22 protein-coding genes are annotated in these 21,944 nt (G+C 61.5%); 8 read left to right on the top strand and 14 right to left on the bottom strand.

What is annotated here, in order from left to right; translation table 11 throughout:
- Window positions 1-141: 141 nt before the first annotated feature.
- A complete protein-coding gene (katE, locus tag NJC38_RS09670) occupies window positions 142-2,292 on the bottom strand; it encodes a catalase HPII (RefSeq protein ID WP_045485164.1) in 2,151 nt (716 codons plus the stop codon).
- Window positions 2,293-2,603: 311 nt separating this feature from the next.
- Between katE and NJC38_RS09665 the strand changes: the two genes are divergently transcribed.
- From NJC38_RS09665 to NJC38_RS09655, 3 genes are read left to right on the top strand one after another with little or no spacing between them, the layout of a single operon-like run.
- On the top strand, window positions 2,604-3,611 hold the full coding sequence (locus NJC38_RS09665; RefSeq protein ID WP_045485167.1) for a methionine ABC transporter ATP-binding protein: 1,008 nt from the start codon (window positions 2,604-2,606) through the stop codon (window positions 3,609-3,611).
- Entirely contained in the window at window positions 3,611-4,285 is a 675-nt protein-coding gene (locus tag NJC38_RS09660) for a methionine ABC transporter permease (RefSeq protein WP_253113866.1), read from the top strand. Before NJC38_RS09665 ends, NJC38_RS09660 begins: the two co-directional genes overlap by 1 nt.
- Window positions 4,286-4,339: 54 nt before the next feature.
- On the top strand, window positions 4,340-5,113 hold the full coding sequence (locus tag NJC38_RS09655; RefSeq protein ID WP_253113864.1) for a MetQ/NlpA family ABC transporter substrate-binding protein: 774 nt from the start codon (window positions 4,340-4,342) through the stop codon (window positions 5,111-5,113).
- A 105-nt stretch (window positions 5,114-5,218) separates the two neighbouring features.
- Here NJC38_RS09655 and NJC38_RS09650 read toward each other — a convergent pair whose 3' ends face one another.
- The 4 genes from NJC38_RS09650 to NJC38_RS09635 all read right to left on the bottom strand — a co-directional run bounded on the left by NJC38_RS09650 (window position 5,219) and on the right by NJC38_RS09635 (window position 8,181).
- Complete coding sequence (locus NJC38_RS09650; protein WP_045485176.1) at window positions 5,219-5,848, bottom strand: SCO family protein; 630 nt, start codon at window positions 5,846-5,848, stop codon at window positions 5,219-5,221.
- Between the two features lie 102 nt (window positions 5,849-5,950).
- On the bottom strand, window positions 5,951-6,928 hold the full coding sequence (locus NJC38_RS09645; protein WP_253113861.1) for a COX15/CtaA family protein: 978 nt from the start codon (window positions 6,926-6,928) through the stop codon (window positions 5,951-5,953).
- Between the two features lie 12 nt (window positions 6,929-6,940).
- A complete protein-coding gene (locus NJC38_RS09640) occupies window positions 6,941-7,474 on the bottom strand; it encodes a hypothetical protein (protein WP_045485178.1) in 534 nt (177 codons plus the stop codon).
- Window positions 7,471-8,181: an SURF1 family protein gene (locus tag NJC38_RS09635; RefSeq protein ID WP_045485181.1), complete on the bottom strand. Its 711-nt coding sequence runs from the start codon at window positions 8,179-8,181 to the stop codon at window positions 7,471-7,473. Before NJC38_RS09635 ends, NJC38_RS09640 begins: the two co-directional genes overlap by 4 nt.
- 68 nt (window positions 8,182-8,249) lie before the next feature.
- On the opposite strand from NJC38_RS09635, the gene NJC38_RS09630 reads away from it, so the two are divergent.
- A complete protein-coding gene (locus NJC38_RS09630) occupies window positions 8,250-8,444 on the top strand; it encodes a twin transmembrane helix small protein (protein WP_045485184.1) in 195 nt (64 codons plus the stop codon).
- A gap of 70 nt (window positions 8,445-8,514) precedes the next feature.
- On the opposite strand, the gene NJC38_RS09625 is transcribed toward NJC38_RS09630, so the two are convergent.
- From NJC38_RS09625 to coxB, 4 genes are all read right to left on the bottom strand, one after another.
- Window positions 8,515-9,402, bottom strand: coding sequence for a cytochrome c oxidase subunit 3 (locus NJC38_RS09625; protein ID WP_253113858.1), 888 nt, complete (start codon window positions 9,400-9,402; stop codon window positions 8,515-8,517).
- A 13-nt stretch (window positions 9,403-9,415) separates the two neighbouring features.
- Window positions 9,416-9,973 (bottom strand): cytochrome c oxidase assembly protein, encoded by a 558-nt coding sequence (locus NJC38_RS09620; protein ID WP_253113856.1) that lies wholly within the window; start codon window positions 9,971-9,973, stop codon window positions 9,416-9,418.
- The gene (gene ctaD / locus NJC38_RS09615; protein ID WP_253114206.1) at window positions 9,970-11,493 is read right to left on the bottom strand and encodes a cytochrome c oxidase subunit I; all 1,524 of its coding nucleotides are present in this window, start codon (window positions 11,491-11,493) and stop codon (window positions 9,970-9,972) included. Before ctaD ends, NJC38_RS09620 begins: the two co-directional genes overlap by 4 nt.
- 135 nt (window positions 11,494-11,628) lie before the next feature.
- A complete protein-coding gene (coxB, locus tag NJC38_RS09610; RefSeq protein WP_253113853.1) occupies window positions 11,629-12,753 on the bottom strand; it encodes a cytochrome c oxidase subunit II in 1,125 nt (374 codons plus the stop codon).
- Between the two features lie 455 nt (window positions 12,754-13,208).
- On the opposite strand from coxB, the gene NJC38_RS09605 reads away from it, so the two are divergent.
- Window positions 13,209-13,871, top strand: coding sequence for a hypothetical protein (locus tag NJC38_RS09605; protein WP_045485196.1), 663 nt, complete (start codon window positions 13,209-13,211; stop codon window positions 13,869-13,871).
- A 4-nt stretch (window positions 13,872-13,875) separates the two neighbouring features.
- Here the strand turns inward: NJC38_RS09605 and NJC38_RS09600 are convergent, their stop codons facing one another.
- The 3 genes from NJC38_RS09600 to NJC38_RS09590 form a co-directional block, all read right to left on the bottom strand.
- Window positions 13,876-15,426: a SulP family inorganic anion transporter gene (locus NJC38_RS09600; RefSeq protein WP_253113850.1), complete on the bottom strand. Its 1,551-nt coding sequence runs from the start codon at window positions 15,424-15,426 to the stop codon at window positions 13,876-13,878.
- Between the two features lie 194 nt (window positions 15,427-15,620).
- Window positions 15,621-16,343: a carbonic anhydrase gene (locus NJC38_RS09595; RefSeq protein ID WP_045485199.1), complete on the bottom strand. Its 723-nt coding sequence runs from the start codon at window positions 16,341-16,343 to the stop codon at window positions 15,621-15,623.
- 308 nt (window positions 16,344-16,651) lie between these two features.
- The gene (locus NJC38_RS09590) at window positions 16,652-17,710 is read right to left on the bottom strand and encodes a PA0069 family radical SAM protein (RefSeq protein WP_253113847.1); all 1,059 of its coding nucleotides are present in this window, start codon (window positions 17,708-17,710) and stop codon (window positions 16,652-16,654) included.
- Window positions 17,711-17,907: 197 nt separating this feature from the next.
- On the opposite strand from NJC38_RS09590, the gene NJC38_RS09585 reads away from it, so the two are divergent.
- On the top strand, window positions 17,908-18,168 hold the full coding sequence (locus tag NJC38_RS09585; protein WP_253113844.1) for a hypothetical protein: 261 nt from the start codon (window positions 17,908-17,910) through the stop codon (window positions 18,166-18,168).
- A 75-nt stretch (window positions 18,169-18,243) separates the two neighbouring features.
- On the opposite strand, the gene NJC38_RS09580 is transcribed toward NJC38_RS09585, so the two are convergent.
- Together NJC38_RS09580 and prlC are read right to left on the bottom strand one after the other, a co-directional pair.
- Window positions 18,244-18,528: a YheV family putative zinc ribbon protein gene (locus NJC38_RS09580; RefSeq protein WP_045485205.1), complete on the bottom strand. Its 285-nt coding sequence runs from the start codon at window positions 18,526-18,528 to the stop codon at window positions 18,244-18,246.
- Complete coding sequence (gene prlC, locus NJC38_RS09575) at window positions 18,525-20,573, bottom strand: oligopeptidase A (RefSeq protein WP_253113840.1); 2,049 nt, start codon at window positions 20,571-20,573, stop codon at window positions 18,525-18,527. Before prlC ends, NJC38_RS09580 begins: the two co-directional genes overlap by 4 nt.
- Window positions 20,574-20,685: 112 nt before the next feature.
- Between prlC and NJC38_RS09570 the strand changes: the two genes are divergently transcribed.
- On the top strand, window positions 20,686-21,231 hold the full coding sequence (locus NJC38_RS09570; RefSeq protein WP_045485209.1) for a gamma carbonic anhydrase family protein: 546 nt from the start codon (window positions 20,686-20,688) through the stop codon (window positions 21,229-21,231).
- A gap of 30 nt (window positions 21,232-21,261) precedes the next feature.
- On the top strand, window positions 21,262-21,918 hold the full coding sequence (locus tag NJC38_RS09565; RefSeq protein ID WP_253113837.1) for an HAD family hydrolase: 657 nt from the start codon (window positions 21,262-21,264) through the stop codon (window positions 21,916-21,918).
- Window positions 21,919-21,944: the final 26 nt, after the last annotated feature.

Below are 21,944 nucleotides of genomic sequence, written 5' to 3'. Positions count from 1 at the left end.
CTCCATACCCGCAGGACCAATGCCGATCAGTCAAGACCGACTTAGTCCTGCGGGAGGAGCCGGTCGGCTCCTCCCACGAATACCGAGCCAGAGCCACTTATCGCTTAACTGATCGGCATTAGCTCTACAGACAGGTCTCAATCAAGCCGGTACCGCCTTGGCTTTCGGCTCACGCGCCCAAACCCGGTGCTGGGCAATCGCGTCAAAGAACGCCTCGGTGGACGAGCTGTCCGACACTTCCAGCAATCCGGCATCTTCATCCAGCCGCAACTGGCTCAGCAGCGTCTTGGCCTCGCCAGCGACGGCAATGGCCTTGAGGTGCTTGTAGGCTTCGAGGATGAAGTGCAGGGCAACGCCGTCCGTGCTCAATGCCTTGACCGAGTCCGCACCGCCCGGCACGAACACCGCATCGAACGCCACTGACGGCAGACCTTCAGCCGAAGCGTCGACTTGCAGGGTCTTGCCATCGGCGGTAGTCACCGGCGCAGAGGTCGGCCCCAGCACCTTGGTATGCGCGCCGCGGGCGCTCAGCGCAGCCTTGAGCTTTTCGACATCCTTGCCATTGACGCCATCGGCCACCAGCACCGCAACCTTGCGCGAAGCGATATCACCTGACAGCAGGTTGACCTGGCTCAGCGCCGGGGACTCTTTGATGGCCTGCTGGTACTCCTGTGCAGTACGAGTCTTGGGGGCAGGCAAACCGAGGTTTTTCGCTACCCGAGCAGCCAGGGTCAGGTCGATATTGGCGAGAATTTCATTGAGCACCCGCTCCCGGATAAACACCCGCTCGACCTTGCCCAGCTCAAAGCTGTAGGCCGCAATGATGTGTTCTTTCTCGTGCTCGCTCATGCTGTTGAAAAACAGCGTGGCCTGAGAGAAGTGGTCGCTGAACGACTCGCTGCGCTCACGCACCTTGTGCGCCTCGATGCGCTCCTGATAGCTCTCGAACCCGCCATTCTCTGGACCGGCCGGGGTCTCGCGTGGCCACTCACCGTCAATCGAGTTGGGCTGATAGGAGGCGCGGCCCTTGTCGAGGGTGGTGCGATGCTGGGCGTCACGCTGGTTGTTGTGGTTCGGCGCAACCGGGCGGTTGATCGGGATCTCGTGAAAGTTCGGCCCGCCCAGGCGGCTGATCTGGGTATCGGTGTAGGAGAACAACCGGCCCTGCAGCAGCGGGTCATTGGAAAAGTCGATGCCCGGCACGATATGCCCAGGGCAGAAGGCGACCTGCTCGGTCTCGGCAAAGAAATTGTCCGGGTTACGGTCCAGCACCATCTTGCCCAGCGGCGTGACCGGCACCAACTCTTCGGGAATGATCTTGGTCGGGTCGAGCAGGTCGAAGTCGAAGTTGTGCTCGTCGTCTTCAGCCACGATCTGCACGCCCAACTCCCACTCCGGGTAGTCGCCCGCTTCAATCGACTCCCAGAGGTCACGGCGGTGGAAGTCGGTGTCTTTACCGGCCAGTTTCTGCGCTTCGTCCCAGACCAGCGAGCACACGCCGTACTTGGGCTTCCAGTGGAATTTGACGAAGCTGGCCTTGCCTTCGGTGTTGATCAGGCGAAAGGTGTGCACGCCAAAGCCCTGGATGGTGCGCAGGCTTTTCGGGATGGCCCGGTCGGACATCGCCCAGATCACCGCATGGCTGGTTTCCGGCACCAGAGAAACAAAGTCCCAGAACGTGTCATGGGCCGAGCCGCCGGTAGGAATCTCGTTATGCGGCTCGGGTTTGACTGCATGCACGAAGTCCGGAAACTTGATCGCATCCTGAATGAAAAACACCGGCACGTTGTTGCCGACCAGATCGAAGTTGCCTTCATCGGTATAGAACTTCACGGCAAAGCCGCGCACATCGCGCACCGTATCACCGGAACCGCGCGGCCCCTGTACGGTAGAGAAGCGCACGAACACCGGGGTCTTCTTGCCGGGGTCGCGCAGAAAACCGGCCTTCGACAGCGTGGCGTGGTCATCGTAACTCTGGAAGTAACCGTGAGCGGCGGTGCCACGGGCGTGGACAATGCGCTCCGGGATACGCTCATGGTCAAAATGCGTGATTTTCTCGCGCATGATGAAATCTTCGAGCAGCGTCGGCCCGCGCTTGCCGGCCTTGAGGCTGTTCTGGTTGTCAGCGATCTTCACTCCCTGGTTGGTACGCAACGCCTGGCCGGTGGCATCCGAGCGAAAGGCCTCCAGCGCGTCGAGTTTGGCATTGCTGTTGCCGCGGTCCAGGGTATCGGTGCCGGCCAGCTCGCTTTTAGCGGCCGGGGTGGCTGGCACGTCTGTCTTCTTGGCCATCAGGTACTACTCCTCGTCAGTTCCGGCCCTGCCGGGCCTGTTGAATGAACATCACGGTATTGAAGGAGTGACCGAGGCTATAAAACGACGTTCAGAGAATTTCACCGGCAATATCCCCGCCGGTCGCGTTATAGCCATTGCGCAGCCTGGCCGACAAATAAATGCTAAGCAGCTCGGCATAGACAGGCTAAAATGCGCGCCCGGCTTATCCAGCCCGGCTCGCCAGGCCAGTGTGCGCCCTGCCACTGCGCTGACTTTCAACGCGCTCCCACAAGGTTCGCCATAAAGGTTCGCCCCAAAAGGTTCGGTTAGTGATCGAGTTTCTTGACGTCCAGAAAACCTACCGCGTCGCCGGCAAGGACATCCCCGCCCTGCACCCCACCAGCCTGCGCATCGAAGCAGGCCAGGTCTACGGCCTGATCGGCCATTCCGGTGCCGGCAAAAGCACCTTGCTGCGCCTGATCAATCGCCTGGAAAATCCCACCGGCGGCCGTATTCTGGTCGACGGTGAAGACGTGACTGCACTGGACACCCACGATCTGCGGCGCTTTCGCCAGCAGGTCGGGATGATCTTCCAGCACTTCAACCTGCTGTCGTCCAAGACCGTGGCCGACAACGTCGGCATGCCGCTGAGCCTGGCCGGCACTATGTCCCGCGAGCAGATCGACCAGCGCGTTGCCGAGCTGCTGGAGCGGGTCGGCCTGAGCGCCCATGCGCAGAAATACCCGTCGCAATTATCCGGTGGCCAGAAGCAGCGCGTCGGCATCGCCCGCGCCCTGGCAACCCGGCCCAAAATCCTGCTGTGTGACGAAGCCACCAGTGCCCTCGACCCACAGACCACCGCTCAGGTTCTGCAACTGCTGGCCGAGATCAATCGCGAGCTGAAACTGACCATCGTGCTGATCACCCATGAGATGGATGTGATCCGCCGGGTCTGTGACCAGGTCGCGGTGATGGACGCCGGGGTGATTGTCGAGCAGGGCAGGGTCGCCGACGTGTTCCTGCACCCGCAGCATCCGACCACCCGGCGCTTCGTCCAGGAAGACGAGCAACTCGACGAGAACGAGCAGCGCGAAGACTTCGCCCATGTCCAGGGCCGCATCGTGCGCCTGACGTTCCAGGGTGAAGCCACCTACGCGCCACTGCTGGGCACCGTCGCCCGCGAAACCGGGGTCGACTACAGCATCCTGGCCGGGCGTATCGACCGCATCAAGGATATCCCTTACGGCCAGTTGACCCTGGCCATCACCGGCGGCGACGTGGACGCCGCCTTCGCCCGCTTCAGCGCCGCTGATGTCCATATGGAGGTCCTGCGCTGATGGACGCTTTCCTTGAACTGTTTTCCAACGTCGACTGGTACGAGATCTGGGTCGCCAGCGGCGATACCCTGATCATGCTCGGCGTGTCCCTGGCCTTTACCGTGCTGTTCGGCCTGCCGCTGGGCGTGCTGATGTTTCTCACCTCGCCGCGCCAGTTGCTGGAGAACAAGCCGCTGTACGCCACGGTCGGGCTGATCGTGAACATGCTGCGCGCCTTGCCGTTCATCATCCTGCTGATCGTGATGATGCCGCTGACCCAGATCATCACCGGCACCTCGCTGGGGATCCTCGGCACCCTGCCGCCGCTGATCGCCGGGGCCACACCGTTCTTTGCCCGGCTGGTGGAAACCGCGCTGCGCGAGGTCGACAAAGGCATCATCGAAGCCACCCAGGCGATGGGCGCCACCACCCGCCAGATCATCCTCAACGCGCTGCTGCCCGAGGCCCGTCCCGGCATCATCGCGGCGATCACCGTCACCGCCATTGCCCTGGTGTCGTTCACCGCCATGGCCGGTGCAGTGGGCGCCGGCGGCCTCGGCGATCTGGCGATCCGCTATGGTTACCAGCGCTTCCAGAATGATGTGATGTTTGTCACGGTGGTCTTGCTGCTGGTGCTGGTGCAGATCCTGCAAACCGTCGGCGACAGGCTGGTCGCGTATTTTTCACACCGTTAATTGCATCCGTTGGCTGTGGCCCGCCGGACGCGGGCCGTTAAAAGGAGTTGTTGCATGAAAAAACTAGTCGTCGCATTCGCCGCCATGACCGCACTGTCGGCCCAGGCCGCCGAAACCCTGAGCATCGCCGCCACGGCCGTTCCGCAAGCCGAGTTGCTGGAGTTCGTCAAACCGACGCTGGCCAAAGAAGGCGTGGACCTGAAGATCAAGGTGTTCACCGACTACATCCAGCCTAACGTGCAAGTCGCCGAGAAGCGTCTGGACGCCAACTTCTTCCAGCACCAGCCGTACCTGGATGAGTTCAACAAGGGCAAGGGCACCGACCTGGTCAGCGTAGCCAAGATCCACGTTGAGCCGTTCGGTGCCTACTCCGAGAAGTTCAAGAAGCTTGAAGACCTGCCCAACGGCGCCACGGTAGCCCTGCCGAACGATGCCACCAACGAAGGTCGTGCCTTCCTGCTGCTGGCCAAGGCCGGTCTGATCACCCTGAAAGACCCGAGCAGCATCCTGGCGACTCCGAAAGACGTGGCCACTAACCCGAAAAACCTGAAGTTCCGTGAGCTGGAAGCGGCGACCCTGCCTCGCGTGCTGACCCAGGTCGATCTGGCGCTGATCAACACCAACTACGCGCTGGGCGCCAAACTGGACCCGACCAAGGATGCGCTGGTGATCGAAGGCGCTGAATCGCCTTACGCCAACCTGCTGGTGGCACGTCCGGACAACAAGGACTCCCAGGCACTGCAGAAGCTGGCCGCTGCCCTGACCAGCCCTGAAGTGAAGGCGTTCATCGCCGAGAAGTACAAAGGCGCTGTGGTTCCAGCGTTCTGATAAATGCCTCATACCCCCTGTAGGAGCGACCTTGGTCGCGAAAGCAATTGAACGGCCAGCACCAATGCTGCGCCTGGAAAATAGCCTTCGCGAGCAAGCTCGCTCCTACGGTTTGAGCAGCACCGGCAGTTGCTCACTCAGCTTCTTGACGTTCAGCGGGGCACGGATAAAGCCGCGTTGGCGGCCATCCGGGCCGAGCAGGGCGAGATTGCCGCTGTGGTCGACGGTGTAGCCCGGTTTGCTGGTGTCAGCCGGGATGAACGGAATACTCATGGCGCTGGACAGGGTCTTGAGGTCCGCCACCGAGGCGCGCAGGCCGATAAAGCTCTTGTCGAAATACTCCAGGTACTGCCTGAGTTGCTCAGGGGTATCACGCTCGGGGTCGACACTGACCAACACTACGCGCAGGCGGCCAGCCTGCTCTTCGGTCAAGCCGGCCTTGATCTGGCGCAGTTGCGCCAGCGTGGCGGGGCAGATATCCGGGCAATAGGTGTAGCCAAAAAACACCAGGGTCCACTTGTCTTTAAGCTGGTCGATCGACACCGGCTCGCCGTGCTGGTCAGTCATTTTCAGCGCCGGCACCGGGCGGCTTTGCGGCAACATGATGATCCCGGCGTCAACCAGTGCCGCCTGATCGGCACCGCCATGACCGGACAGCACGCGCTGGACGATCAGGCCGAGAATCACGGCCACGATGGCAACAGAGATGAAGACGGTTTTCTGGGTTCGGGTCATGGTCGATGGTCCATTGATTGCACTGTCCGGCCTGCCCGAAGCATGCACAGCAGGACGAAAACGCCAAGCCTAGACCCATGCGCCGCTCAGGCACAACCTTCATCAGTCACCAGCGGCCTGCCACAGACGGTAGTTGACCAGCGTCAGCCACAGCATCAGTAATGCGCCGCCGGCGCTGTGGGCCAGGGCCAGCCACACCGGAAATTGCAGCAGCACATTGCCCATACCGAGTCCCAGTTGCGCCAGCAACAGCAGCAACAACACCGCCCCCAGCCCGCTCAACCCCGTCCGCACAAGCCGCCAGGCCAGGCCCAGCACCGCCAGGCTGAGCAACAGCGCGCCCAATCGATGAGCGAGATGAATCGCAGTACGAGCCTCACCGTCCAGCATACCGCCCAGATAGTTCGGCCCCACTGGCAGGCTGAGGTCAAAGCCTGCGGCAAAGTCGTTTGGCGGCCACCATTGGCCCTGACAGGTCGGCAGGTCGGGGCAGGCGTGGGCGGCATAATGAGTGCTGACCCAGCCGCCAAGACCTATCTGCAGCACCGCCAGCATCAGCGCCAACAGTGCCAGGCCGCGCAGTAAAACGCTGCTCCGGATAACCGGCGCAGCGACGCCGCTCAACCGCAGGGTCAGCACCAACAGCAGGCCCAGAATCGCCACGGCACCGAGCAAATGCAGGGTCACCACTGGCGGCCACAGCCTGAGGGTGACGGTCCACATACCCAGCAACGCCTGGGCAATCACCAGCCCCAGCAATAGCAGCGGCAAACGCAAGCCTTGCCCACGCGCCCACGCCTGCAGCATCAGCAGGCCGATGCTCAGGCCGAGCAGGGCGGCGCCGTAGCGATGGATCATTTCGTACCAGCCTTTATCGGCCTCCAGTACGGTCTGAGGGAAACGGCTTTGCGCCAGTGCCTGTTGCAGCGCCCCGGACGGCACCGTGGCAAATCCATAACAACCCGGCCAGTCCGGGCAGCCAAGCCCGGCATGAGTCAAGCGGGTCCAGGCGCCCAGCAACAACACCAGCAGGGCCAGTAACGTCGCAAACAGCGCCAGGTGAAATCCGCGGTCAGCCATGACAGCCTCCAGTCAGCCGATATTCGACAGTTTCAGCAGGTGCCGCAGGTCGCGCAGAACATCCTGGCCACGCACCCCGGCGTCGTAGCGCAGCACCAGATTGCCGTGGGGGTCGACAATCCAGAGGCGAGGCCGCCCGTCAGACGGAGCCAGCGCGCGATACCGCTGTAGGTTCAAGGGCAAAAGACGTAGCTGCGGGTAATCCTCAAACCCCTCTGCGGGTCCGGCGCCCATGGCCAGCGCATGGCTGGCGCGTCCGGCCTCGCGGCCCAGCCCGGTATGGATCTGCCGGGCCAGGTAAACCAGTTGCCGACAATCCTCTGCACATGCGCCAGGAGTGGTGACCAGCAGTTGCCAGCGCGTCTCAGAGGCCTGCACGCCCAGATCGGCACGCAACTGGCCAGTGCCGAGCAATTGCCCGTGGTAGGTACGACTGTCCGGCAGCCAGAACTGCCAACGATACATGCCAGCGGCAAGCAGCATCGGCAGCAGGAAGCCCGCCAGCAGCAACAGCAACTGCCAGCGTCCCGACTGACGGGCGTTCATGATCGCCTCCGGGCGGCAACCGTGCAGCACAGGTACAGGTACAAACCGACCAGCGCAGCGGCCAGGCTGAACCACTGCACGGCATAGCCGCGGTGGCTGGCCGGCGCCTGATTGACCACAGGCCAGTCGGCCCGATACGCCGCCATGCCCGGCAGCAGGCGCAGCTCATGGGGGTAGCCGGCGCGGCCCAGTTCATTCCATAGCCGCTGCCCGTCGACCTGCGTCACCAGCCGTGGCCAGTCTGCGTTCAGCGCATCGGCCTGCAATTGAAAGCCCCGCCCCAGCGGCACATAGACCCAGGCCTGCAGACTCAGTGGCATTGGCGGGGTGCTGTAGGCCGGTGCGATGCGTCGATCCGGCCAGGGCAGCCAGCCACGATTGAGCAATACCCACAGGCCACTGCCCTCGTCCAGAAATGGCTGAAGCAACTCCACGCCGGCCCGGCCATCGCGACTGCTGTTGTCCAGCAACAGGCTATGCCCGGCATCGAACCGACCGTGCAGCGCTACCCGGCGCCAGGCGGGGTCGGTTGCCTGCATCACCGCCTGCAACGGCGCGGGTGGCATGCCTTGGTGGCGTTGGTGAGCCGCCAGCAAGCCAGTCTTTTGCTCGGCGCGCTGCAGTTGCCAAAGCCCCAGGCCAATCAGCAACGGCAGCAGCAGCATCAACGCCAGGGTCGGCAGTGGCTGCGCAACGAAGCGCCTCATCCGCTACCCCCATGGAGCCGCGGACCGGCTCCTATACTCCATTGCATGTGATTGCTCCTGGAGTGGTGATGCTCAAAGTTGCGATTGTCGTGTCACTGGCCGCGATGCTGGTCAGCCTGTTCAGCGGCCTGGTGTTTCTGACCCGCGACCAACAACCCTCGACCCGCTTGCTCAGCGCCCTGACCCTGCGGGTAATACTCGCGGTACTGAGCGTGGCGCTGATCACCTGGGGCTTTTATAGCGGCCAGATCGGCACCGGCTAACGACTGACCGTGGAGGAACAGCAGGCGGCGCTCGGCGTTGGCCGCCAAGGCTTCGCCGCTAAAGCTGCTCCTACAGGACGTAGACGAAGACAAACAGACCGATCCACACCACATCCACAAAATGCCAGTACCAACTGGCCGCCTCGAAGCCGAACTGGCGCTGGCTGTCGAAGTGCCCGCGCACAATGCGCAGCAGCATCACCAGCAGAATCAGGGTGCCAATGGTCACGTGGGCACCATGAAAGCCGGTAAGCAGAAAGAACGTCGCGCCGTAGATGCCCGAGCCCAGGGTCAGGCCCAGCTCATGGTAGGCATGCAGGTACTCCAGCGCCTGGAACAACAAAAAAGCGCCGCCCAGCATCAGGGTTGCCGCCAGCCAGAGCTTCAAAGGCCGCCGGGCATCGCGTTTAAGGGCGTGATGCGCCAGGGTCAGGGTCACGCTGGAGCTGACCAGCAGCACGGTATTGAGCAGCGGCAATTGCCACGGGTTAATGACCCCCGCGGGCGCCGGGTAGCGTTTCGGGTCGGGGGTGTCGAGCATCGGCCACTGGTAATGGAAGTTGGGCCAGAGCATGTTGGAAATTCCATTGGCCCCTTCGCCCCCCAGCCATGGGCCGGACCAGTAGCGGATATAAAACAGCATGCCGAAGAAGGCGGCGAAGAACATCACCTCGGAAAAGATGAACCAGCCCATCCCCCAGCGAAACGACCGGTCCAGCTGAGCGCTATACAGGCCGGCGCGGCTTTCGCGCACGACCGCGCCGAACCAGCCGTACATCATCCAGCCGATCAGCAGTGCGCCGACCAGCAAGATCCACGGCCCAGGGCCGTCGGGCTGGCCGGCCTTGTGGTCGTTGATCCAGCTACCCAGGCCGTACATGCTGATCAGCAGCGCCAGCGTGGCAATGATCGGCCACTTGCTCTGGGGCGGGACGTAATAGTGCTGTGGGTCGCTCATTGATGCCTCCCGCTCAGCCGCCATCCTTGCCGACACGCGCCACCGGCGGCTGGCGGGCGGTGATGTCGAACAGCGTGTAGGCCAGGGTCAACTGCTGCACCTCGCCGGGCAGGTCACGGTCGATGATGAAGCGCACCGGCATTTCGATGCGCTCACCCGGCTGCAACACCTGCTGGGTAAAACAAAAGCACTCGGTCTTGTGAAACCAGGCCGCCGCCCGCCCCGGTGCAACGCTGGGCACTGCCTGGGCGGTCATGGGCCTGCTGTCGGGGTTGCTGGCGACGAAGATCATTTCGTTGACCGCGCCCGGATGAACGCGCAACTCACTGGCTTTGGGATAAAACGCCCAGTTCATCCCCGCCGCATTGCTGGAAACGAACAGCACCCGCACCAGACGCTGGTCATCGACCACTTGCTCGCCACGATACGGGCCGCCGGTCTTGCCATTGAGGCCGAAGGCCTGGCACATCAATTCGTAAAACGGCACCAGGGCAAAACCAAAGCCGAACATGACCACCACCAGCACCAGCAGGCGGCGCACCAGACGACGCGAAGAGCGGACCGTGTTCACTTGATCACCGGCGGGCTGCTGAAGGTGTGATAGGGCGCCGGGGACGGCACGCTCCATTCCAGGCCTTCTGCACCATCCCAGGGTTTGGCCGGGGCAGGGGTGCCGCCACGGATGGTCTTGATGACGATGAACAGAAACAGCAACTGGGTCACCCCGAAGGTAAAGGCCCCTATCGAAGAGATCATGTTGAAGTTGGCAAATTGCAGGTTGTAGTCCGGCACCCGGCGCGGCATACCGGCCAGGCCGACGAAATGCATGGGGAAGAACGCCAGGTTCATGCCCACGAAGGACATCCAGAAATGCAGCTTGCCCAGGGTTTCGTCGTACATATGCCCGGTCCACTTGGGCAGCCAGTAATAAGCCGAGGCAAAGATGCCAAAAATCGCCCCCGGCACCAGCACGTAATGAAAGTGCGCGACCACGAAATAGGTGTCCTGATACTGAAAATCCGCCGGGGCGATGGCCAGCATCAGGCCTGAAAAGCCGCCGATGGTGAACAGAATCACAAAGGCCACGGCAAACAGCATGGGCGTCTCGAAAGTCAGTGAGCCCTGCCACATGGTGCTGACCCAATTGAACACCTTCACCCCGGTTGGCACGGCTATCAGCATGGTGGCGTACATGAAGAACAATTCCCCCATCAGCGGCATCCCCACAACAAACATGTGATGCGCCCAGACCAGAAACGACAGCAGCGCGATTGAGGCTGTGGCGTAGACCATGGAGGTATAGCCGAACAACGGCTTGCGCGAAAACGCCGGGATGATCGAGCTGATCGCGCCGAAGGCCGGCAGGATCATGATGTACACCTCCGGATGACCGAAAAACCAGAACACATGCTGGAACAGCACCGGGTCGCCACCGCCAGCGGCATTGAAGAAGCTGGTGCCGAAGTGGATGTCCAGCAGCATCATGGTCACGCAACCGGCCAGCACCGGCATGACGGCAATCAGCAAAAAGGCCGTGATCAGCCAGGTCCAGACGAACAGCGGCATCTTCATCAGGGTCATGCCCGGCGCGCGCAGGTTGAGGATTGTGGCGATGACGTTGATCGCGCCCATGATCGAACTGATGCCCATCAGGTGGATGGCAAAAATGAAGAACGTCACGCTCGGCGGCGCGTAGGTGGTCGACAGCGGCGCGTAGAAGGTCCAGCCGAAATTGGGACCGCCACCGGGGCTGAACAGGGTCGAGACCAGCAACAGAAATGCAGCCGGCAACAGCCAGAAGCTGAAGTTGTTGAGCCGTGGCAAGGCCATGTCCGGCGCGCCGATCATCAGCGGGATCATCCAGTTGGCCAGCCCGACAAAAGCCGGCATCACTGCGCCAAAGACCATGACCAGACCGTGCATGGTGGTCATCTGGTTGAAGAACCCCGGCTGGACGATCTGCAGGCCCGGCTGGAACAGCTCGGCGCGGATGACCATGGCAAAGGTGCCACCAAGCAGGAACATGCTGAAACTGAACCACAGGTACAAGGTGCCGATGTCCTTGTGGTTGGTGGTCAGCAGCCAGCGCATCAAGCCCTTGGCCGGGCCGTGGCTGTAGCCGTCAAGTACAGTGCTCAAAGCTTCTCTCCTGTAGGAGCAGCTTTAGCTGCGAAGCGTTCGCCGCTAAAGCGGATCGCCGACCGGCGGCTCCTACGGTACGTGGCATCATTGGCTGGCCTGCTTGAAGGCCAGCACCTCTTTGGGGGTCAGCATGTCGCCCTGGGCATTGCCCCAGGCATTGCGCTCGTACGTCACTACTGCGGCGATATCCACTTCCGACAGTTGCTTGCCGAACGCGGCCATGGCGGTGCCCGGTTTGCCGTTGAAGACAATATTCAGGTGCGCTGCCATCGGCCCAGTGGCAATTTTCGAGCCCTTGAGGGCCGGGAACGCCGGCGGTAATCCCTGGCCCTCAGCCTGATGACAGGCGGCGCAGACCTTGTGATAGACCTCATCGCCTTTCTGGATCAGTTCCTCACGGGTCCACTGTTTGTCGGTCAGCGCCTTGACCCGCAGGCTTTCCTGCTTGCGCTCGGCCAACCAGCTCTGGAACTCGGCCTGGGGCCGGGCGTCGACCACCACGGGCATGAAGCCGTGATCCTTGCCGCACAGCTCGGTGCATTGGCCGCGATAGATGCCGGGCTTGTCGATGCGCGTCCAGGCTTCGTGAATGAAGCCGGGAATGGCATCACGCTTGACGGCAAAGGCCGGCACCCACCAGGAGTGAATGACATCGGCGCCGGTAACCAGAAAGCGCACCTTCTGCCCCACCGGCAAGACCAGCGGCTGATCGACTTCCAGCAGGTAATGCGGGTTCTTGGCGTCGCGGTTGTTGATCTGCTCAGCGGAGGTGTTCAGGTTGCTGAAGAACTCGACGTCCTGGCCCAGGTATTTGTAATGCCACTTCCACTGATAACCGGTGATCTGGATATCGACCTGCGACTCGCTGGCGTCATACATGTCGATCAGCGTGCGGGTCGCCGGAATCGCCATCACCACCAGAATCAGCAGCGGCACTACGGTCCAGAGGATCTCGACCCGGGTGTTCTCATGAAAGTCTGCGGCCTGGCGGCCACGTGAGCGGCGATAGGCGAACACACTCCAGCCGATGGCGCCGAATACCACGACGCCGATCACCACGCAGATCCAGAAGATGGTCATGTGCAGCTGGTAGACCGCCTGGCTGACGCCCGTGACACCGGGCGCCATATTGGTGGTCCATGCCGCAAAAACCTGACCGCTGGTCGCCCACCACAAAAGGGCCATCCACATCCGGGGATGACACGTCATTGGGGTTTCCCTCATGGCACATACAACTGCGCAGACAGATACCTGCGGCCGGGGAGCGGCTAGCGGACTACGGACTCGGGTCGCTCAGGGCTTGTAAACCAAGCGTTACAGCCGCTTTATGCAGCCGTCGGCAAAGCACCTGGGACCATCAACCTGCTTCCTGAACAGCAGTATAGACACGCCGTTGCAGCCACGATGCGGGTGGTCAGAAAGGTCTGGATGACTGGCTGGTCTTTTTTTTGACCGTTCAGCCATATAAAAAACCATTTCTTATGCGAAAACGATCTTGGATCCCAATTTAATCGCGCTAATGTATGTCATCCCTGACGCGTAGGAAAATTCGTCAAACTTCGTTCAATCCAGCATGTGCAGGCAGCGAAGATCAATGCGGAAACGTTTTTTCTTTACTCGTTTTATAAACAGTAAATTAGTGTCCCAGGCCTTCAGGAGAATGAATGAACACTGCTGCATTGCGTGAGCAGATTAAGCGTGCCCAACAACACGAAGCCGATACAGGCCATCTGCTGCATCAACTTGAACAACAACTGCCCAGCCTTCACCCCGCCATCGCTCTGGACAAGGGCGATGCCCACACGGTATTGAAAAATTTCATCTCGGCGTACATAGAACATGTGCCGGACTTGCTGGATGCCGCCCACAGCGTGGCGCAGGAAGCCGGAATAGAAGAGCAGATCAAACCGGTGTTGCGTATTGCATCGCAGTTCTTTACCAGCCCGCCGGCCATCATGAACGGCCATGAAGGCCTGGACAGCCTGCTGGACGAGGCCTACCTGGCGCACCGGCTGGTCGAGGAAGTCAACGATCTGTATATCCGCTACCTGGGCCGACCGTTGATCCCGTCCGACTCGACAGTGGCCAATGTCATCGCCCACCAACTGATTGGCGAGAACTTCGCCAACCAGCTGGATGAAGCGGTGCACCATGCGGTGCGTGAAATGCTTAATGAGGAAAGCTTTGCCCAGAAGTCGGTACAGGCCTATCGCGAGCGGCTCGCCAGTCCGGGTACCGAAGCAGCCTGGCAACGCTGGCCGTGCCTGTCACTGCAACTGGGCGTTGTCCTGGAGCTGGAAGGCTTGCAGACCAACGCCCTGCACTGATCAGTCAGGCGGTACTGGCACCGACCCCGGTATTGGTGCGCACTCGCCCTTCCAGGCGACGCTTCAAACCACGCGGCTCGATGATCAACCGCGTCCCTTGGGCAGCATTGGCCCGGCCCCACTCTTCGAGCAGCTCCAGGCAGGAGTGATCGATGTAGTTCAGATTTCCCAGCGGCACATGGACCGTGCTGCCCTGCGGGATACTTCCCAACACTTGAGTCAGCGCAGGCACCTTGAGAAAGGTTGCCGCACCCACCAGACGCAACTCCAGCTCCTGCTCGCCATCGAGCGGCACCAGGCTGATCTTCAGACGCGCGGCCTTGAAGGCCAGTTTGACCAGGGTCAGGGCGAAACCGACCAGCACACCGGTCAACAGGTCAGTGAAGATAATGGCCGCAGCCGTGGCTGCATAAGTGAACATCGGCATCCGCCCATAACGACCCAGACCACGGAACGCCTTCATGTCTACCAGCTTCAGGCCGGTATACACCAGCACGCCTGCCAGGCTCGCCACCGGAATGCTCTGCAGCACGCTCGACAGCAGCAAGACAAACGCCAGCAGCCACAGGCCATGGAAGATCGTCGACATGCGGGTGGTGGCACCGGCCTGCACGTTGGCCGAACTGCGCACGATCACTCCGGTCATCGGCAAGGCACCGACCAGGCCGCAGAGCATATTGCCCACCCCCTGAGCGCTGAGCTCCTTGTCGAAGTCCGAGCGCACACCGTTATGCATGCGGTCCACCGCCGCAGCGGACAGCAAGGTTTCGGCACTGGCAATGAAGGCGACGGCAAAGGCGGCAATCAGCACTGACGGGTTAGCCAGATTGACCAGGTCTTCGACCCGCAGCCAGTCGATGGCTTCAGTCAGATCCGCTGGCACCTGAACCCGCTTGACCTCAAGCGCCAGGTACAGGCTGACCGCCGTGGCAATACCGACCCCGAGCAGCGCGCCGGGTACGAAGCGCAGCGATTGCGGACGCAGTTTTTCCCAGCCGTACATCACCGCAATGGTGCCCAGCCCGAGCAGGCCGGCCTGCATGCCGCTGCCAGGACCAATGGCCTGCATCAGGGTGGTCGGGAAGCCGATCAGGTTATCCAGCCCGGAAGGCTTGGGCCCGCTGTCGAACATCACGTGAATCTGCGATAGCACGATCAACACACCAATACCGGCCAGCATGCCGTACACCACTGCCGGTGCCGTGACGCGGAACCAGCAACCGAGCTTGAAGCGCCCGGCCAGTAGTTGCAGCAGACCGGCCAGCAGCAGGATCGGACCGAGCATGGCCATGCCATGCGTGCGCACCAGCTCGAATACCAGCACCGCAAGCCCGGCCGCCGGGCCACTGACCTGCAGCGGTGATCCGGCCAGAAAGCCGACCACCAGACCACCGATGATACCGGTGATCAGGCCTTTGGCCGGGGGCATGCCCGAGGCGATGGCAATACCCATGCACAGCGGCAAGGCAACAAGAAACACCACCACGGAAGCCAATAGCTCCCGTGGCAAGACAGATTGGATTGATGAAGCACCTTTAGCGGCTGTGGCATCCATGACAACTCTCCGATTTTCTACAGACGTGATTGTTCCACCGCGACCGATTCATTCAGGCACGGCAATACCTGACGACGCGTTCACAACGCAGCCGCCACCATGGGCAGGAAAGGTAAGTCCGCCGCGCCGTGGCGCGGGGGCAAGTCAGGCCTTGAGCGGTCGGCCGTCAGACGACGGCCAATCGCAAGCCTCTCTTAGAAGCGCGCCTTGGGCGTCGCTGTCGGCACCGGAGCTTCGCCGTCAAGCGGGCGGAAGCGGTCCAGTACAGAGTCATAGGCGAGAATTTCGCTGGTTTCGATGCTGTACACCCAGCCATGAATCGACAACTGACCGCTGGCCAGTTTGGATGCGACTGACGGGTGGGTACGCAGGTGCTGCAACTGAGCGATGACGTTTTCCTGGGTCAGCACGCCCATGCTCTCGTGCTCGGCGCCGCACGAGCAGTTGTCTTCAACCACTGTGCGGGCCACCTCGGCATGCCGCAGCCAGGCTTTGACCGTCGGCATCTTGTCCAGCGTATGCGGGTTGAGCACCGCACGCATGGCGCCGCAGTCGGAGTGACCACAGATGATGATGTGCTGTACGCCCAGGGCCATGACCGCGTATTCGATGGCAGTCGATACGCCACCGTTCATCTGCCCGTAGGGCGGCACCACGTTGCCGACGTTACGGGTCACGAACAGGTCGCCTGGCGAGCTCTGGGTAATCAGTTCAGGCACGATGCGCGAGTCGGCGCAGGTAATGAACATGGCGCGTGGCCGTTGGGCATTGGCCAGTTTCTTGAACAACTCTTCCTGCTGGGGGAAGACCTCATGACGAAATTGCACGAAGCCATCCACGATGTGTTGCAAGGCCTGTTCGGCAGTTTCCACATCCGGTTGGGAAGGGGCCGACGGTTGTTTGTCCTTGTCACTCATGTCTCATCCTCTCTGGCGGGTTGAAGGACATCTCTAAAAACTACCTGCTGGCTGGGCGCCTACGGCGCTACGCGCGCCATCGCTGCGTTGCCTGCCTCGCCTACGTTTTTAGAGGCACCCTGAAGTGGATTTCATGCTTCATTCGGATAGCGCAGTAGTCCCCCGGCTCGATTCATGCGCGCAGCTCCGTTGCACGCTGCCAAAGGGACACTCCGGGCTGCAGACTAACCATCAAAGCTTAAATGAAACTTAAAGCAACATTAATGAAACACAATTTGTCAATAGCCTTGTGCCATCTATTTATTGACCTATAGCAATGACATCTGACCACCGGGTGGGCAGAAAGAGTCACAGTCCAGCGCAAAACTTTCCCGCTTGGCGAGGCCCAAACGCCGGGCAGCGAGGGCGTAGCGCTTTGACAGCAGCTCGGCAAACTGGCCTTCGCCGCGCATCCTCGAACCGAACCGGCTGTCATTGTTGGCACCGTTACGGCTCTGGCGGATCAGGCTCATGACATGCGCTGCGCGTTGCGGGTAATGGCTGGCCAGCCACTCTTCGAACAGTGGCGCCACCTCCAGCGGCAGACGCAGCATGATGTAGCTGGCACTCAGCGCGCCGGCGTCCCTGGCTTGCTGCATCAGGGTTTCCAGCTCGCTGTCGTTGATCATCGGGATCATCGGCGCGCACAACACGCCCACCGGCACGCCGGCCTCACGCAACACCCGGATCGCCCGCAAACGCGCCGCCGGTGCCGCCGCGCGCGGCTCGAGAATGCGCTTGAGTTCATCATCCTGAGTGGTCAGGCTGATCATCACTGATACCAGACGCTGACGGGCCAGCTCACTGAGCAGGTCGAGGTCGCGCAAGATCAGCGAACCCTTGGTGACGATGGTCACCGGGTGCCGATAGCGCAGCAGCACTTCCAGCGTAGCGCGGGTCAGTTTGTACTCGCGCTCGATAGGCTGATAAGGGTCGGTGTTGGCCCCCAGGTTGATCGGTGCACAGCGATAACCGGGTTTGGACAACTGCTGCTCCAGCAGCGCCGCAGCATTGGTCTTGGCGATCAGCTTCGTTTCAAAATCCAGCCCCGGCGACATGTCCCAATAGGCATGGCTGGGCCGGGCGAAACAATAGATGCAGCCATGCTCGCAGCCGCGATAAGGATTGATCGAGCGGTCGAAAGGGATATCCGGCGAGGTATTGCGGGTAATGATGCTCTTGGCGGTTTCATGGATCACTTCAGTGCCCTGGGTCAGCGGCACCTCCTGATACCAGCCGTCGTCTTCGGCCACCGAACGCTGCGGCGCGAACCGGTTGTGCGGATTACTGGCCGTACCGCGGCCACGGATTGCCGGTGTCAGAGTCATGCTGGCTGCCCAAATACTGTTTTTATATACAGTACAACAATATCGGCCTGCTGCCACGACCGTCGATAAGAACACCGGCTGCCAGATTCGCTGTCATTTCTGTCAGTAGACCCGGCCTGAAACGAGGGCTACCGTGCTCCGGCAGCTATTGCTCGGTTCCCGAGTCATCGCAATCCTTTATTGATGCGAGGTGGATGATGGCCACTAATTACGAAATACACCTGACTGCCTACACCGTCCAAAGGGGCAGGGCCATTGAAATTCAGATCGAGTTTTTCGAAGACGCCGAGGCAGAACCGGTCAGCGTGGCGCGTGTTTTATCGCCGGACGGCGAGGACGAATTTGAAAAGCCTGCCTGGGATGAAGACTTGAATGGCTCCCAGGATGATTACGACATGCCGCCAGACGAGGTTCTTTACGACCTGGCCAGAGCCTTTCTGAAGTGCAGGGCCTGCTGAGGGCCGGACCCTGACAGACCGTTTTGACAACGGTGCCGGAGCCAACCTTGCAGGCTCCGGAGCCGTTCAGCGATATCAGCCCGGATCAACCGGCTTCTTGAGCTTCGGATTAGGGAAGAACTGCACGCCCTGCACCTTGGGGTTGGCCGGTTTGACTTCGACCCGGTTGACCCGGGTGCCCAGCTCTTTGGGCACCGACAGGCCCTGCTCGTTGAGGGTGTCGCTGTAGCCGCAGTTCACGCACTCACGGTGCGGAACCCCGTCTTCGCTCCACATCTTGAGCTTGTCGGGCTCGCTGCACGCCGGGCACACCGCCCCGGCGATAAAGCGTTTTGGAGTGACCACGGGGCCATCGCTCATGCCGCTTCCTCACTCAGGCCGCAATGGCGCAAGAGTGCGTCAATCGATGGCTCGCGTCCGCGGAAATCGACGAACAGCACCATCGGTGCCTGGGAGCCGCCACGGGCCAGAATCGCCTCGCGGAAAGCCCGGCCGGTCTCGGCATTGAGCACGCCGTCTTCTTCAAATTTCGAGAAGGCATCGGCCGACAGCACTTCAGCCCATTTGTAGCTGTAGTAACCGGCCGCGTAGCCGCCGGCAAAGATATGCGCAAAGCCGTTGGCAAAGCGGTTGTAGGCGGGCGGACGCATCACCGAGACTTCGTCACGCACCCCTTCAATAACCTGCAGCACGCTACGGCCGTCGCCATGGGTGGCGTGCAGCTCGAAGTCGAATAACGAGAACTCCAACTGGCGAACCATCATCAGCCCGGACTGGAAATTCTTCGCCGCGAGCATTTTTTCCAGCAGGTCCTGCGGCAGCGGCTCACCGGTTTCATAGTGACCGGAGATCAGCGCCAGCCCTTCAGGCTCCCAGCACCAGTTCTCCATGAACTGGCTCGGCAGCTCCACCGCGTCCCAGGCCACACCGTTGATGCCCGACACACCGGCATGCTCGATACGGGTCAGCAGGTGATGCAGGCCGTGACCGAACTCGTGGAACAGCGTGGTGACTTCATCGTGGGTCAGCAGCGCCGGCTTGCCGGGCGAGGCCGGGGTAAAGTTGCACACCAGGTTGGCCACCGGGCTCTGCAACTGGCCGCCAGCGGTGCGCCGACGGTCACGGGCGCCATCCATCCAGGCACCGCCGCGCTTGTTGGCGCGGGCATAGAGGTCGAAGAAGAACCGACCGACGTGCTGGCCGTTTTCCTTGATCTCGAACAGGCGCACATCCGGATGCCAAGTGTCGAAACCGCTCAGCTCGTTGATTTCGATGCCATACAGACGCTGCACGATGTTGAACAGGCCGCCCAGCACCTTGTCGATCGGGAACCAGGCGCGCACGGTTTCCTGCGACACGCTGTAGCGCTGCTCGCGAAGCTTCTCGCCGTAGTAACCGGTGTCCCAGCTTTGCAGGTCCGGGCAACCCTGCTCGGCGGCAAAGGCCTTGAGCTGTTGCAGGTCCTGGGCGGCGAACGGTTTGCTGCGCACCGCCAGGTCACGCAGGAAGCTCAGCACCTGGTCGCTGGACTCGGCCATCTTGGTCGCCAGGCTCAGTTCGGCAAAGTTGGCAAAACCCAGCAGGGTGGCCAGCTCCTGGCGCAGATCGAGGATCTGCTCCATCACCGGGCCGTTGTCATTCTGCCCGGCGTTCGGGCCTTGATCCGAGGCGCGAGTGCAGTAGGCGGTGTACAGCTCCTGGCGCAGCGCACGGTCGTTGGCGTAGGTCATCACCGCGTAATAGCTAGGGAATTCCAGGGTAATCAGCCAGCCCTGCAGATCCTTGGCCTGCGCGGCGGCAGCCATCTGCTGTTTGGCCGACTCGGTCAGGCCATCGAGCGCTGCCTCGTCAGTGACCAGTTTGGTCCAGGCCTGGGTCGCGTCGAGCAACTGATTGGAGAACTGGCTGCCCAGCTCCGACAGCTTGCTCTGCACTTCGGCGTAGCGCTTCTGCTGCTCGGGCGGCAGATCGATGCCCGACAAACGGAAGTCGCGCAACGCATGCTCAACAATGGTCTTCTGGGCAACATCGAAACCGGCCGCCGCCGGGCTCGCCGCCAGGGCCTCATAGGCCTGGAACAGCGTACGGTTCTGGCCCATCTCGGTGGAATAGGCGCTCAGCGCGGGCAGGCACGACTCATAGGCTTCACGCAGCTCGGCGCTGTTGCACACTGCGTTGAGGTGGCTGACCGGGCTCCAGGCCGCGCCCAGCCGATCATTGACTTCATCCAGCGCCAGGATCAGCCCGGCCCAGTCCGGCTGCTCGCCTTGTTGGGCAAGAATGCTCGCAATGGCCGCGCGGTTGTCGGCCAGAATCTGGTCAATGGCCGGTTTTACGTGCTCGGCACGGATCGCCGAGAAAGGAGGCAGGTCGTACGGTTGCAGAAGAGGGTTGTTCGCGCTCACGGTTTTGCACCTTGGCTGGAAGAAACACTCGGCCATCTTAATTACAATCGACGCCATAAGCAGCCCTGAAACCTTGATTCCCGCTCTATCACGAATAAAGAAGGAGCCTATCGTGGCCATTCGCAAGTTCCAGCAGCACACCCCGGCCCTCGGCGAGCGGGCCTTCGTCGACAGTTCGGCAGTGGTGATCGGCGATGTGCAGATTGGTGCCGACAGTTCGGTGTGGCCGCTGACCGTGGTGCGCGGCGACATGCACCGGATCCGTATCGGCAGCCGCACCAGCGTGCAGGACGGCAGCGTGCTGCACATCACCCACGCCGGCCCCTTCAACCCCGACGGTTTCCCGCTGCTGATCGGTGATGAGGTCACCATCGGCCATAAATGCATGTTGCATGGCTGCCGGATCGGTAATCGAATCCTGATCGGCATGGGCAGCACCCTCATGGATGGCGCGGTGGTCGAGGACCAGGTGATCATCGGCGCCGGCAGCCTGGTGCCGCCAGGCAAGGTGCTGGAAAGCGGTTTTCTGTATGTCGGCAGACCCGTGAAACAGGTACGCCCCTTGACCGAGAAAGAGATCGCGTTCTTTCCCTACAGCGCCAGCAATTATGTGAAGCTCAAGGACCAGCATCTGGCTGAAGGCTTCGATCAGCTTTGAATTTCAGGCCCCATTGACCCGCGAGCATCCATGTACCAACAAAACATCCTGTTCGACCTCGACGGCACCCTGACCGACCCGCGTCTGGGCATCACCCGCTCAATCCAGTTTGCCCTGGGCAAGCTGGGCATCGACGAACCCGACATCACCCGGCTGGAACACTTCATCGGCCCACCGCTGTTGCAGCAGTTCATGCAGTCCTATGCCATGGACGAGGCCAAGGCCTGGGAGGCGGTGAATTTCTACCGTGAGCGCTTCAAGGTCACCGGGCTGTACGAGAACCTGGTGTTCGACGGTATCCCGCAATTGCTGGAAACCTTGAGCGGCCAGGGGCGCACCTTGTATGTCGCCACCTCCAAACCGTCGGTATTCGCCCGGGAGATCGCCCGGCATTTCGACTTTGCCCGGCACTTCAAAGTGATCTACGGCAGCGAGCTGGACGGCACCCGCACCGACAAGGTCGAACTGATCGCCCACCTGCTGGCCGAAGAGCAACTCGACCCGGCCCAGACCCTGATGATCGGCGACCGCAAGCACGACCTGATCGGTGGACGGCGCAACGGCTTGCAGGTCGCGGCAGTGGGTTATGGGTTCGGCAGCGCCGAAGAACTGCTGGCCGAAGCGCCGGAGTATCACTACCCGAGCGTGGCAGAACTGCATCGGGGATTTATGGCGATCCAATCGTAGGAGCCGCCGGGCGGCGATCCGCTTTA

Source organism: Pseudomonas sp. 21LCFQ010, from assembly GCF_024129905.1.
Taxonomy (GTDB): Bacteria; Pseudomonadota; Gammaproteobacteria; order Pseudomonadales; family Pseudomonadaceae; genus Aquipseudomonas.
This window is presented reverse-complemented; position numbering and strand designations above follow the sequence as displayed.